This window comes from Oceanobacter sp. ABM4_470, assembly GCF_056158645.1.
This window is the reverse complement of the sequence record NZ_JBSWTR010000002.1, coordinates 97569-111117: the sequence shown is the minus strand read 5'-3', so window position 1 is coordinate 111117 and position 13549 is coordinate 97569. Positions and strand designations below refer to the sequence as shown.

The 13549-nt window shown below is 55.8% G+C and carries 12 protein-coding genes; 3 read left to right on the top strand and 9 right to left on the bottom strand.

Going from position 1 to position 13549, the window contains the following annotated elements; translation table 11 throughout:
• From ACXADJ_RS17295 to speB, 4 genes are read right to left on the bottom strand one after another with little or no spacing between them, the layout of a single operon-like run.
• Positions 1-828, bottom strand: coding sequence for an ABC transporter substrate-binding protein (locus tag ACXADJ_RS17295; protein ID WP_475068430.1), 828 nt, complete (start codon positions 826-828; stop codon positions 1-3).
• 46 nt (positions 829-874) lie between these two features.
• A complete protein-coding gene (locus ACXADJ_RS17290) occupies positions 875-1984 on the bottom strand; it encodes an isopenicillin N synthase family dioxygenase (protein WP_475068427.1) in 1110 nt (369 codons plus the stop codon).
• Between the two features lie 5 nt (positions 1985-1989).
• Positions 1990-2832, bottom strand: a complete 843-nt coding sequence (locus ACXADJ_RS17285) for a sugar phosphate isomerase/epimerase family protein (protein ID WP_475068424.1) — start codon at positions 2830-2832, stop codon at positions 1990-1992.
• Between the two features lie 27 nt (positions 2833-2859).
• Positions 2860-3810: an agmatinase gene (speB, locus tag ACXADJ_RS17280; protein WP_475068422.1), complete on the bottom strand. Its 951-nt coding sequence runs from the start codon at positions 3808-3810 to the stop codon at positions 2860-2862.
• A 123-nt stretch (positions 3811-3933) separates the two neighbouring features.
• On the opposite strand from speB, the gene ACXADJ_RS17275 reads away from it, so the two are divergent.
• The gene (locus ACXADJ_RS17275) at positions 3934-4869 is read left to right on the top strand and encodes a LysR family transcriptional regulator (protein ID WP_475068418.1); all 936 of its coding nucleotides are present in this window, start codon (positions 3934-3936) and stop codon (positions 4867-4869) included.
• A 112-nt stretch (positions 4870-4981) separates the two neighbouring features.
• Complete coding sequence (locus tag ACXADJ_RS17270; RefSeq protein WP_475068417.1) at positions 4982-5971, top strand: MBL fold metallo-hydrolase; 990 nt, start codon at positions 4982-4984, stop codon at positions 5969-5971.
• A gap of 25 nt (positions 5972-5996) precedes the next feature.
• Here ACXADJ_RS17270 and ACXADJ_RS17265 read toward each other — a convergent pair whose 3' ends face one another.
• The gene (locus ACXADJ_RS17265) at positions 5997-6653 is read right to left on the bottom strand and encodes a glutathione S-transferase family protein (protein ID WP_475068415.1); all 657 of its coding nucleotides are present in this window, start codon (positions 6651-6653) and stop codon (positions 5997-5999) included.
• Positions 6654-6744: 91 nt separating this feature from the next.
• On the opposite strand from ACXADJ_RS17265, the gene ACXADJ_RS17260 reads away from it, so the two are divergent.
• Entirely contained in the window at positions 6745-7368 is a 624-nt protein-coding gene (locus ACXADJ_RS17260) for a TetR/AcrR family transcriptional regulator (protein WP_475068413.1), read from the top strand.
• A 131-nt stretch (positions 7369-7499) separates the two neighbouring features.
• Here ACXADJ_RS17260 and ahpF read toward each other — a convergent pair whose 3' ends face one another.
• From ahpF to ACXADJ_RS17240, 4 genes are all read right to left on the bottom strand, one after another.
• Entirely contained in the window at positions 7500-9062 is a 1563-nt protein-coding gene (ahpF, locus tag ACXADJ_RS17255; protein ID WP_475068411.1) for an alkyl hydroperoxide reductase subunit F, read from the bottom strand.
• 728 nt (positions 9063-9790) lie between these two features.
• Entirely contained in the window at positions 9791-10348 is a 558-nt protein-coding gene (gene ahpC, locus ACXADJ_RS17250; RefSeq protein WP_475068409.1) for an alkyl hydroperoxide reductase subunit C, read from the bottom strand.
• Between the two features lie 310 nt (positions 10349-10658).
• Positions 10659-11939: a glucosylglycerol 3-phosphatase gene (gene stpA, locus ACXADJ_RS17245; protein WP_475068407.1), complete on the bottom strand. Its 1281-nt coding sequence runs from the start codon at positions 11937-11939 to the stop codon at positions 10659-10661.
• 198 nt (positions 11940-12137) lie between these two features.
• Entirely contained in the window at positions 12138-13298 is a 1161-nt protein-coding gene (locus ACXADJ_RS17240) for a mechanosensitive ion channel family protein (protein WP_475068405.1), read from the bottom strand.
• Between the last annotated feature and the right edge of the window lie 251 nt (positions 13299-13549).

Below are 13549 nucleotides of genomic sequence, written 5' to 3'. Positions count from 1 at the left end.
TTATTCCGCCGCCAGCAGGTTGTACTTCTTCAGCAGCTCAGGGTAATCGCCATCGGCAGTGATTTCAGCCAGCGCGGTTTGCAGCGCCTGCTTCAGCTCGGTATTGCCCTTTTTCACGTAGATACCCAGGGTTTGCGGGTACACCAGATCCGGCGAGCTGATCTCAATGCGGCCACGGGTACGCTCGGCGAACATCATCGCGGCACCGGCAATTTCCAGCTGAGCTTCAACGTTACGGGACAGCAGTGCTTGCGAAACTTCCGGTGCTGACGGGAATTCACGAATGGTGATGGCTTCTTTGCCATTCGGCACACAGTAGCTGGCCGACAGTTCCGTCAACTGTTTGACCCAGGCAGTGCCTTGCTGCAGACCCACTTCCACGCCACACAGGTCTTCCTTGGTTTTGGGCTGAATGTCGCTGCCCTTGTTCACCATGATGTAGGCACCTGTACGGGCGTAAGGGATGGCTTCGGCCTGTTTCTGACGCTCGTCAGTGACGTACATGCCAGAGATCACCGCATCAAACTTGTTGGCCCCCAGACCCAGAATCAGGCTGGTGAATTTGGTATCCACAAAGCTCGCCTCGGCACCCAGTTTGGTGGCCAGCAAGGCCGACATTTCCGGGTCAAAACCAACGACTTTGTCGCCCTCGTAGGATTCAAACGGTGGGTAGCTGATTTCCATGCCTACTTTCATGGTGTCGCCGCTCAGCAGAGGATCGGCAACCGCCTGTGAAGACAGCATCGAAGCGGGGGCCAGCACAGCCGCCATACCCAGCGCCAGCGTTGCCCGACGGAACAGGGATTGGGTGTTATCAGTGTTCAACATGATGACTCTCCTTCATCAAGAGTTTGGTTTTCAAAGTCAGTGGGTTTCAGCGGGTTGATGCAGTGCATTCAGGGTCGAGGCTGTTGGCAGCCTTCTTTTTCATATGGCCAAAGGTGGCCACCCCACGAGCCCGTTGAGGCAGCGATAACTCGCCTGCCGCCACCCGGTCGCGCAAGTAGGAATAGGTTTGCAGGGCCTGACTGTACATATGATCGCCAATACTCAGCGCTTCGTACTCGCTCGCCTCAGCCCCCTGCAAGAACTGTGGCAATGGCTGGATTTGCGTGTGGTAATCGCAGGCAAAGAACAACGGGAATGAGTAACGCTCGTCAGAGACCTTGCGCACCCGGTGCGACGTGGCGACAAACTGGCCGGCGGTCATCACTTCAAGCATGTCGCCAATGTTGATCACAAAGGCCTCTTCGCCCTGCAGCGATACCGGCGGCGCATCGATCCAGTCTCCGTCTTCGTTCAGCACTTCTAGGCCAGGCTGGTCTGCAAGCAACATGGTGAAGCACTCATAGTCGGTATGCGCACCAATACCGGGCGCGTCTTCAGCCGAAGCATCGTATGGATAATGAATCAGTCGCAGCTTTGATGGCGGGCACGTCACCATTGCATCGAAATAGTGCTCATCGAGGCCCAATGCCAGTGCAAATCCGCGAAACAGGGTACGACCGAAGGCAAACACATCGTCGTAATAAGCCAATACCGGCTGTTTGAAATCCGCCAGTGGAGGCCATTCGTTGGGACCAATCAAAGGGGTGTTGGCTTGTACCAGAGGGTGGTCCAGCGGTGCCTGAAAGCCGACATCAAAGGCTTCTTTCAAATCCGGTTTGGCCGAGCCATAGATTTCCTCACCCCGTGGCACAAAGCCCTTGTGACTGGCCGATGAGCCAATGTAATAGGCCATTTTTGCGTCCAGCGGCTGGGCAAAAAATGCCTTCGCGGCCGCCCGGATACCGGCCATGCGCTCAGCGGAAATACCATGGCCCGTAACGTAGAAAAAACCCACCTCACGGGCAGCCTGACCCAGTTGCCCGGCCACCGCCTGACGCTCGTCCAGTGAATCACTGAACAAGCCCGCTACATTGATCACAGGCAGCGCCTGAAACGCGCTTTTGTTCGCAGCACCGCTGCTCGTATTGGTGGTCATGCTCATTATCTCCATTGATCGAATTGCTGGCGCTGACGTTTGGCCATCCAGGCATTGAGCTGCCAAAGATCGGCCACCGGCACATTGGTAAACGGCAAGTGGTGCAAATAGCCATCACGGCCAAATTCCGGTGTCAGGGTGGTTTTGCTGAACCCGCGGGCCTGTTGGCTGGCCCAGACGCGCTGCCAGAAGGCTTCAAAGAAGGCCAGCTCGTTGGCGTATTCCGGTGCTGCCGGATGAGGCAGCTGCGGCCCCTGTGGATAACCTGCCCGGGCCTGAATGTGGTCAACCCGTTCTATAAATGGCTGCATCGCCTGCCAGTCCAAGGGGTGATCCAGCAGCCGCTCGGCTACCAGCACCCAATGACTGATGTCTGCGGTAAAGCGCAGCTCGGGTAATTGCTGCAGCAGTTCCAGCGTGACCCAGGGGGAATACAACGAGGTGCCCCTGTGCGTCTCGAACACGCAACGCAAACCCGACTGCCGGGACAACTCCAGCGCTGCGCCAAAGAAATCCACTTGCATCGAAAGCGACCAACGGTCATTACCGGGCAGAATGTTCACCAGCTCTGGGCTTAATTCGGCCGCTTTCGGTAGCATGTCGTGCAGTCGATCCAGATGCTGTTGCGGGCCTTCGGACTGATCTGGAATCACGTCGCCACCGCTGAACAAAATGGCGATGTAGCTCAAGTCGTCACTGTGCAGTCGCTGCTGTAGCTGACGTCGTGCAGTTGCTTGCAATGGCACCCGGGCTTCAATGCCCACACAGCCAGCAGCGCGCAGTTCATAAACCACTTGTGGCCAGTCATCCGTTACGCCCCACAGGGTGCGGTGTATATCCAGTTGCATTTGAATGTGCCTCCTGACTGACAGCCGTTAGCGATAGCTCACACCGGGAAGCACACAGAGCATTTCGTACAGCAAATTGGCCCCTAGCTGAGAGGTGTTGCCGCTGACGTCGTAAGGGGGAGACACTTCCACCAGATCACCGCCAATCAGGTTCAGGCCTTTGCAACCGCGAACGATCTCCAACCCCTGAATAGACGTCAGACCACCCACTTCCGGGGTACCGGTGCCCGGCGCCCAGGCCGGGTCGATGCCGTCGATATCGAACGACAGATAGACAGGACCATCACCCATGATTTCGCGCACCTGTGCCATCAAGGGCTCCAGCGACTTGTGCCAGCACTGCTCGGCGGTGATCAGTTTGAAGCCCTGATCCTCACCCCAGCGAAAGTCCTCGGCGGTGTAGCCCTGAGCCCTCTGGCCGATCTGCACCACCCGGTTGCAGTCCAGCAGCCCTTCTTCCACCGCCCGGCGAAAAGTAGTGCCGTGGGCGATTTTCTCGCCGAACATGTTGTCGTTGGTGTCGGTGTGGGCATCGATATGAATCAGTCCAACCGGGCCGTGTTTCTTGGTCAGCGCCCGCAAAATCGGCAGCGTGACGGTGTGGTCACCGCCCATGGTGAGCGGAATCAGGTTGTAGTCGTTGAAGCGGGTGTAGTGTTCTTCGATCAGCTCGACCGATTTCAGCAAGCTGTAGGTATTGATGGCGACATCACCGATATCCGCCACCGACAACGAATCAAACGGCGCGGCTCCAGTGGCCATGTTGTATGGACGAATCATCACGGATTCATTGCGAATGCCGCGCGGGCCATAACGGGTGCCCGGACGCTGTGACGTGCCCACATCCAGTGGTATGCCCACAAACCCCACATCCAGCCCGCTCAGGTCTTCCACAAAGGGCAAACGCAACATGGTGCCGCGACCGCCAAAGCGTGGCATCTCATTTCCGCCCTGGGGCTGGTGCAGTACTTTTTCCATCGTTACAAACCTCATATCAACACGATCAGCGCCCAGGCATCGGGCCGCTGCTGAATCATGTGCTCATCCTGAAAGAGCACCCTTGCGGGTTAAATATCAGAAGCGTGATAATCAGTTCATGAATTGCTGAACTTAAACTTTCCAGACGAGAGGCATTTGATTTTGGAAAAAGGATTTAATATCAGGCACTTACAGGTTTTTTCGGCGGTGGTTCGGCATCAGAGCTATTCCGGCGCCCAACAGGAACTGAACCTGACGACCTCCGCCATCAGCAATTACATCAGCGAACTCGAAAGTCGCACTGGCTTCGTGCTATGCCAACGTGGCCGTGGGGGTTTTGCGTTAACCGAGAAAGGCCAGCAGTTTCTGCAACAAACACGCCGAACCCTTGATGAACTGGAGGAACTGGAGCGCCAGACCGAGGCGCTAAAAGACGATATGGGCGGTACTTTTCGCATGGCGATTCTGGATGCCACCAGCTCGGAACCGGCCTTGTCGATGCCCTCTGTGATTGGCCAATTCCGGCAGCAATTCCCCGCGGTGCATTTGAATTTGCAAATTCGCAGCCCCTACGAACAAGTTCATGCCATTCTGAACAATCAGCTGGATTTTGCCATTGGCAACTACCCAACCACGGTCAATAACGTCATTACCGACCCCTTGTACCGCGAACAGCACTGGCTGTTTTGCAGCAGCCAACACCCGCTGTACCAGCAATCGCACATTCAGCGCGAAGACATCATGAACGCAGGCATTGTGACCCGCAGCTACTGGAACGCCGCCGATCTGAAGAAACGTGGCTTTCTGTACAGCACCGCCACCGTCGAAAGCATGGAAGCACAACTGATGCTGATTCTGTCCGGGCAATACATAGGCTATTTACCCGAGCACTACGTTAGTCAATGGGCTCACTCCAACCAGCTGCGCTGCTTGCTGCCGAGTGAATTTGGCTATCAGGCGGAGTTTTCCATGTTGTACCGACGTGGCCGTAGCCGAGAACCCTTTATTCGCAGCATGCGCGAGCTGCTGCAAAAGCAGACCGCCGCACAAATGAAATAACGCCCGGCTCTTGGTGTTCCTCTTTAGTCGGATTGAGGCCCCTTTGCTAACGCGGTCTACTGGACCACATGACTCAGAAAAGACCAATTGCGCCAGGAAAGGACTCCCAGCCATGAGCACTCGCAGCACACCGGAAACCGGCAAATACCCTTGCCCACACAACCACCCACACGGGGTCTGGCAGCTGGATGCCGACTATGTGACCGAGGGCGCGGCGTGTGTCTATCTGATAGAACAGGGCGACCGGCTGGCCATTGTTGAAACCGGTACCGTTCACAGCGTGCCGCACCTGCTCGACCAGATTCAGGTGCTGGGACTCAGCCCGGAGAAGGTCGACTATGTGATCCCAACCCACGTGCATCTGGACCATGCCGCCGGTGCAGGTCATTTGATGGCCCACTGCCCCAACGCCCGACTGGTGATCCACCCTCGCGGGCGTGTCCACATGGTCGACCCGACCAAACTGGAAGCCGGCACCCGGGCGGTGTATGGCGACGATAAATACGAGGCGCTTTATGGCAGCCTGATCCCCGTCGACCCACAACGCATCATTGAAGCCCCCGACCAGTTCCGCATCGACTTTCATGGCCGAACCATCACTTTTATTGATACCCCCGGCCACGCCAACCACCACTTTTGCGTACACGACAGCGCCAGCAACAGCATTTTCAGCGGCGACACCTTTGGCATTTCCTATCCAGTGTTCGACACCCCCGATGGCCGCAACCTGCTGTTTGCCTCCACCACCCCGGTACAGTTCAACCCGGAAGCCTTGCTGCAAAGCATCGACACACTGGCATCACTCGAGGCCGACTTCGTTTACCTGACGCATTACGGCCAGATTCAACCCAGCCCGGATAACCTGCGCCAGCTGCGTGATTCAATTCACGCCTTCGTCGCCATCAGCAACGCCTTTGAACACACCACCACAGGCCGCAAAGACAAGATTGCCGCAGGCCTGAAAACCTGGCTGCTGGAGCAAGTGCAGCGGTACTTTCCACACGTCAGCCCCGCACAAGCCAGCCACTGGCTGGCGCAGGACATTGAATTAAACGCCCAGGGGCTGGATGTGTGGTTGAGCAGGCGGGCGAAGCAACCATAGCGCTTCGGCTGCTATCACTTATCTATCACTTCTGCGCCAGCACCCAAGCCGATGGCCGCTGGCACATGGCGTGCAGCCATTGGCCTGTGGCCGAATCGTCGCTGACCAGTTTGCCGTTGCCATCGAGGTCCGGTACTGAGGCGGCGTAATCAATGAATGGGGTCAGGATGCTGTCGGCGTAGCTGTAGTTGGCTGTCGCCAGGCCACCTTGTTCCTTGCCCTGCTGAGCTTGTAGCTGCTGTTCAATAATGGCCAGAAATGCCCGTGCCTTGGGCAGGTTTTCCACTACCACATCCAATCGTGGTTTGCCGTTCTCTCCTTTAGGAAAAGCCAGCTCCAGCAGTAAACCGTTCATTAAACTCTGGCCCGCATGAAACGAAACCGCCCCGGCCCACTGGTCAATCAGGGCTTGCTGTTTTTGCTCTGTAGCCTCTTTGCTGGCAACAGCATCCAGGTAACGGCAGATGGACGCGCTTTCAAACAAGCTGAAGTCGCCGTCAATCAGCACAGGCATCAGCCCAAATGGATTCAACGCCAGATGCTGTGGCGATTTGAATTCAATTTTTTCACCAAACGGCGCCATGCTGCTTTCAAGCTCAATGCCCAATTCGGCAGCGTATAAACGCACGGCTCGAACGTATGGGCTGAACGGGGCTCCGTAGAGTTTCAGTGAATCGGTCATAAAGGCTCCTTGTGGATAACGTGAGGGACTTGACGCACTTTAGATGCCACCACAATATGTTCAACAACATATTTCAAGAGTAAGCAGGGTCATGGCCTGGAGCAAGGATCACAAACAGCAAAGTCGCAGCAGAATCATCAGCGCCGCAGCGCGGCTGTTTACGCAGCAGGGGTTTGATGGTGTAAACATCGATCAGGTGATGGCCGAAGCCGGTATGACACGAGGGGCGTTTTACAGTCACTTCAAGTCGAAGTCCGATCTTTACTGCGAAGCCATGAAGCACGCCGCCCGCAGCCGTTTTCAAATGGCACTGGAATGCCCGCTTGCTGCCGACGACACATCCCCCAACAACCCGCAGCCCAGCAACCCTCAATCCAGAATCAACGTCGGCCAGCTGATTCGCGGTTACTTGTCCGATATGCACCTGAATACCACCGACAGTGGCTGTCCGCTGGCGTTTCTGGTTACCGATGTGGCACAGCAGGATGACGCCATACGAGAAACCTATACGCGCTTGTTCAGTGGCATGGCAGAGGAATTGGCCGCTGTCAGCCAGGCCGAGCGTGATCAGATATTGCGAAACATGGTGATGATGATTGGTGGTGTGGCCATTGCCCGGGCATTGGCCGATGAGGCGTTGCAGCAGGAGGTGTTGAGTGCCGTTCGAACGGGTCTGGGTGAGCATAAAAAAACCGCTGTGGGGGCAGCGGTTTAAAGGGATAAGGCGGAAACATCCGGCCTTTGGCTACCGCAGTAGCCAGCCACTGCCGAAGGATGGAAGTCTTCGGCAGTCACTTTGTTGGCTTGCCTGTTCGTTCTGTTGGCAAGCCGAATCAGGAGCCTGAATCAGTTACGAATCAGGTAATCGAACGCACCCAGTGCAGCGGTCGCACCAGCACCCATCGAGATGATGATCTGCTTGAACGGTACGGTGGTCACGTCACCGGCAGCAAATACGCCGTCCATACTGGTCTGGCCTTTGGAGTCGATCACAATCTCACCACGGTTGGTCAGTTCCAGCGTGTTCTGCAGGAATTCGCTGTTCGGTACCAGACCGATCTGAACGAAGATGCCAGCAACGTCGAGGTCGTGCATTTCGCCAGTCAGGCGATCCTTGTACTTCAGACCCGTCGCCTTGCTGCCATCACCAACCACTTCAGTGGTCATGGCGTTCTTGATGATGGTGACGTTAGGCAGGGATTCTGCTTTCTTCACCAACACGGCATCGGCACGCAGGGTGTCGCCGAATTCCAGTACGGTCACGTGTTCGACGATACCAGCCAGGTCGATGGCCGCTTCAATACCGGAGTTACCACCACCAATGACCGCGGTTGGCTTGCCTTTGAACAGCGGGCCGTCGCAGTGTGGGCAGAAAGCAACACCCTTGGTCTTGTACTGGTCTTCACCCGGAACGTTCATTTCTCTCCAACGTGCACCGGTGGCCAGAATTACAGCCTTGGTGGTCAGTACCGCACCGTTTTCCAACTCGACTTCCTTCAGCTTCTTGCCATCGACTTCGATCTCACGAATCTCTTTGGCACGCTGATTGGTCATCACGTCGATGTCGTAATCTTTTACGTGTTCTTCCAGGCCAGCCACCAGCTTTGGACCATCGGTAGCTTTGACAGAGATGAAGTTCTCAATTGCCAGTGTATCCATCACCTGACCACCAAAGCGTTCGGCAACGATACCGGTACGAATACCTTTACGGGCAGTGTAAATCGCCGCAGAAGCACCGGCAGGACCACCACCGACAACCAGAACGTCGAACTGTTCCTTGGCAGAAATTTCAGCCGCTTTTTTGGCCTCAGCGTCGTCGTCAACCTTGTTGACGATCTCTTCCAGGGTCATGCGACCGTTACCGAATGGTTCGCCATTCAGCATCAGCGTTGGTACTGCCATGATGCCGACTTCTTCCACTTCTTTCGGGAACACACCGCCGTCAATCATGGTGGCCTGAACATTCGGGTTCAGTACCGCCATCAGGTTGATGGCCTGAACCACGTCCGGACAGTTGTGACAGGACAGCGATACGTAAACTTCGAAGTTCAGCGCCTTGGTCAGGCCTTTCACTTGCTCCAGCAGCTCTGGGGCTGCCTTGCTTGGGTGACCACCGGCTTGCAGCAGTGCCAGCACCAGCGAGGTGAACTCATGGCCCATTGGTACGCCAGCGAAGGTAACACGGGCGGCTTCGCCTTCCGGGCCAACCGTCATACGTGGAGTACGACCGCTGTCGCCAGAAACGATCTTCAGGGACACCTTGGCAGACAAACCGGCAATGTCGTTACCCAGGCTTTCCAGCTCGGCGGATTTGTCATTACCTTCTTTGGTGAAAACAGTCACTTCAATCGGACGCTGGATGTTCTGCAGGTAAGTGCCCAATTGTTGCTTCATTGCTGTATCAAGCATGATGAACTCCCAAATTCGTTAGTTTCACTCGTATCGCCATCGCTGGCAGTGACAAGCGCTTTTGTTCAGATGATGTAAATATATTAGCGCCGCCTTTCTGATTATATAAATCAATCTTTCCTAAGGCCTTGATAGCTATCAACTAAAAACATCTAATAGAAGAAAGCTATAAAAATGTCCGCTAACCATCGTGATATCTGCGCTTTACTGGCCTTGCTCTGACCTACGGAGCACCGCCACTGGCGCTTGCCACAAACAAAAACAGCCATATCCGAAGATACAGCTGTTGTATTGACTGCAGGGATTTCGGAGCCCCCTGAAGCTGCCTGGTTGCATTTCCGACACCTGTCTGGAAACCGCAACCTGTTTGGGCGGCCCCGCCACCGATGCATTCGGAGTGACGGTGAATAACATCGGGGCAGAACCATAAAAATCGGTTGTTTGCTTCTGATAACAACAGCCTGGAGGCTGGATAAGAAGCAGGCGGACCCAATAGATCCGCCTTCAAGCTGGTGCCAAACCAAAAGCGTTGGCACCGCTGGTTTGTGGGCGTGGCCCACACTACCTATTCATCCAACACCGAAGCGTTGGCGAGGCAGCCAGTCTGACACAGGCTATGGGATGAGCTGCAAGGCGCGACTGAATGAGACCCCGAAACATACCGGTTCGGTAGGCGAAAGGCCGAATGAAGACCGTAACACCGCAGCTCGCCCATAGACGAAGTCAGATTAGATTTTGCCAACCAGATCCAGAGAAGGAGCCAGAGTCGCTTCACCTTCTTTCCACTTGGCTGGGCAAACTTCACCTGGGTGAGAAGCAACGTACTGAGCGGCTTTAACTTTGCGCAGCAGGTCTTCTGCGTCACGGCCGATGCCTTCAGCAGTGATTTCCATCGCCTGGATAACACCTTCTGGATCGACCAGGAAGGTAGCACGATCTGCCAGGCCAACGCCTTCACGCATTACACCGAAGTTGTTGGTGATGGTGCCAGTCTGGTCGCCAACCATGTAGTAGTTGATCTTGCCGATGGCTTCGGAAGTGTCGTGCCATGCTTTGTGACAGAAGTGGGTATCAGTAGATACAGAGAATACTTCTACGCCCATTTTCTGCAGTTCTTCGTACTTGTCTGCCAGGTCTTCCAGTTCGGTAGGGCAAACGAAAGTGAAGTCGGCTGGGTAGAAGAAGAATACGGCCCACTTGCCTTTAACGTCGGCTTCGGTGATGTCTACGAATTCACCGTTTTTGAAAGCGGTAGCTGCAAATGGCTTGATTTCAGTGTTGATCATTGTCGTTCTCCAAATCGTTTGGATCATGGGTTAGGAAACAGAATCTATAGTGCACCCGATCAAGCAATAGCGAAAATTGATGTTTTCAAACACCATGATAGATTTGCCTGATCAGCCGATTCCATCGGGCTGTAACCGAACATCAGCATTGCACGGTGGCTGCCACTGAGTCACGGGCATCGCCACAGCACATCGCTTCGGCAACCATCATACGCCGACAGTTCCGCCATTCTGTGTGACAAATTGGTGGCGAAATGTCAGCGAATACAACCATTGTTGAGAGGTTATAGCTGAGCTGTAGAGAGCTTACTCAGCGGGTCCCAAGATAATGATTGAAGAACTGGGTGTACTGGCGGTAACCGTCGGCGGCTACCCAGTTCACCCGCAAAGGGTCATGCTGGTCGGACAGGCCGGAGACCCCCTGCCAGAAGTTGCTGTCCTGCGGGCCGTATTGTTGCAGGCTGGCGGCATCCACAGAGGGCCGCATCACTTCACCACCGCTGCTGTCCACCAGCAGCACTACGTTGTCGGATTCAAACGCCAGCCCGAGGTCTTGCACCAGCGTCAGAAAGCCGCGGTCGCTGCCCCCGCGGAGGGTTTGCTCAACGCCTTCGGTTTCAATGGTCGATGAGGTAATGGTGTCGCCAACGCCGATGATTCTGGGCATCAAGTCGGGATCGAAGCGGGCTCTGGCGAGGGTCACCAGATCATCGTGGGAGGCTGGCGCGTTGCGGGCGCTGAAATCCTCACCCAGCGGGTAGTCGCCGGTCTTGCGGAAGTAATAGTCGTTCAGTAAGGCCATCACCCCAGCTTCCTTGACCGCACCTCGCAGCATGAACTGAAAATCGGTGGTGCCCCAATGATTGCCACTGGCGGGCTTGATGCGCTCTACCCCGGTTGACGGATCACGTCCCAGGTTGGGGGCGTAGTGCACGAAGAAGGAATCCTCCATGCCCTGATCACGGGCTTCCTGAAGCAGCTGGTTCATAAAGCGCTGAATATCGGCCTGCAACTGGCTCACCGCCGAGACACTGCCCAACACTGCGCACAGCAGGTTGGCGTTAATGGTGGGCGACACCCGGTTATCCAGCACCACGGTTTCGGCCAACAACTGAATGTTTTCCTTGGCCAGGCTGTATGGCGGATTGCCCAGCAGGTTGATCAGGAAATAGCGCGCCTTCACCGGCACCTGAAGCAGGAACGCCAGCTCTTGTGATTCAACCCCAGGATGGCTGACCTTGCCAAACCGGCTTTGCCACTGCACCCCACCGGCCGCCAGCCCGGGCAGGTACAAGCCTTCGTGTTTGGCCAAATCACGGCCACAGGTGCGATCAATAATAGGGTTTACGCCACGCTTTCCCACGTGTTCGCCATTGGTCAGCACGTAGAAGCGGCCGTCCAGCTTTTGCACCGCCCGTACGTAGTCCGGCGCAATGGTACGGCTGAGAGGATCATTCACCAGCCCCATGCAGACGCCGTCGAGATCCTGAATCACCAGAAAGTCCTGCTGTTGCCGCAGCTGCTCACCCAGCAGATTCAGACGGGTATTCCAGCAATGGGATGACAAGGGAATGGACGATGACTCAGGCATGAAACCTCCGTGACGAATGGACACTGGCTGTGACCAGTGTACGCCGGTTTCGGTTGCAGAATCATCTGCCGATAACAGCAGTAGCAGAAGTGTGGGCTGGCCAGAGCGGCCAATCAGGAAGTAAAAACCAGCCGCTGCGAGCCATTGGCTGCAGCGGTGTCTGGCGTGTTTCAGCGCGGTTACGCGCTGCTGTGATTGCTATCGCGCAGTCGTCTGAGCCGGTTCTGGCACTGGTGCGGACGACGGATTGGAGGCCGGAGCCTGCATCGAGCGTTGCAGGTTTTCCGGCATACTCTCCAGATGCAGCGTACGAGTCGGGAAGGCACAGTCAGCCCCTTCATCGTGAATGATGTTGATGATCTGCAACATCACGTCCTGCTTCACCTTGTGGAAAGTGGCCCAGTCGGTGGTTTTGGTAAAACAGTAAATAAAGAAATCGAGACTCGATGCCCCAAAGGCATTGAAATTCACCATCAGGGTTTGATTGGTGTCGATGTCATCGTGGTTGCGCAGCATGTCTTCTACCCGGCTCAGCACCGTCGCCATGCGATGGCTGTCTTCGTAACGCACACCAATGGTTTCGTTAATGCGGCGGTTCAACATCCGCGACGGGTTCTCTACCGCAATGCTGGTAAACACCGAATTGGGTACGTACAACGGCCGTTTGTCGAAGGTGCGAATGCAGGTTACCCGGAAGCCGATGCTCTCGACCGTGCCTTCAATATTACGGTCCGGCGAACGAATCCAGTCGCCAACACGGAACGGGCGGTCCATGTACACCACCAGCGAACCAAAGAAGTTGGCCAGCAAGTCCTTAGCTGCCAAGCCGACCACCAGACCGCCCATACCACCAAACGCCAACAGGCCCGAGATGGTAATGCCCAGCGCCTGCAGAATCGGCAGCACCATCAAAACAATCACCACCACCCGGGCAATTTTCCCCACCAGCTCGATGGTGGTCGGATCGGCCCCGCGGCTGATCTGGCGATGCTCCACCCGGTTGATCAGACGCCAGATCGCCCAGGCCACCAGTACAATCAGCGACAGCTGACGCGCCAGCGGGATGCTGGTCATCATATCCAGATCGAAATTGCGGGCGGTGATGTCCGCAATCCAGCTGGCACCCACCGCCAGAATGATCCAGTTAACCGGCACACCCACAGCTTCCACCACCACATCGTCCCACTGGTTATTGGTGCGGGTGACCAGCTTCAACAAGCGTCGACGGGCAAAACGCCAGACAAACCCCACCACCAAAGTGAGAGTCAAGGCAATGGAAACGTCCCAGAACCAGTCGTAATTCTGGTTCAGCAAATCCTGCCACCAGGCAGGCAGACTGGTGATATCGATATTCAGCATGGTGGTCCTTGCACGTCGTCAGATGAAGCGCCGTTGGCTGCGGCAGCGTATCAAATTAACGCGGTTGGACAAGTGACATGGGCGCAGAATTCCAACGCCAATTTTGGGGAATAGGTAGTGATGTGGGAGGCAGCTTGCTGCCGATGACTTCGACTTATCGAGAGCAAGCTCTCTCCCACAAACACACCCGACACCCGACACCCGACACCCGACACCCGACACCCGACACCCGACACCCGACACCCGACACC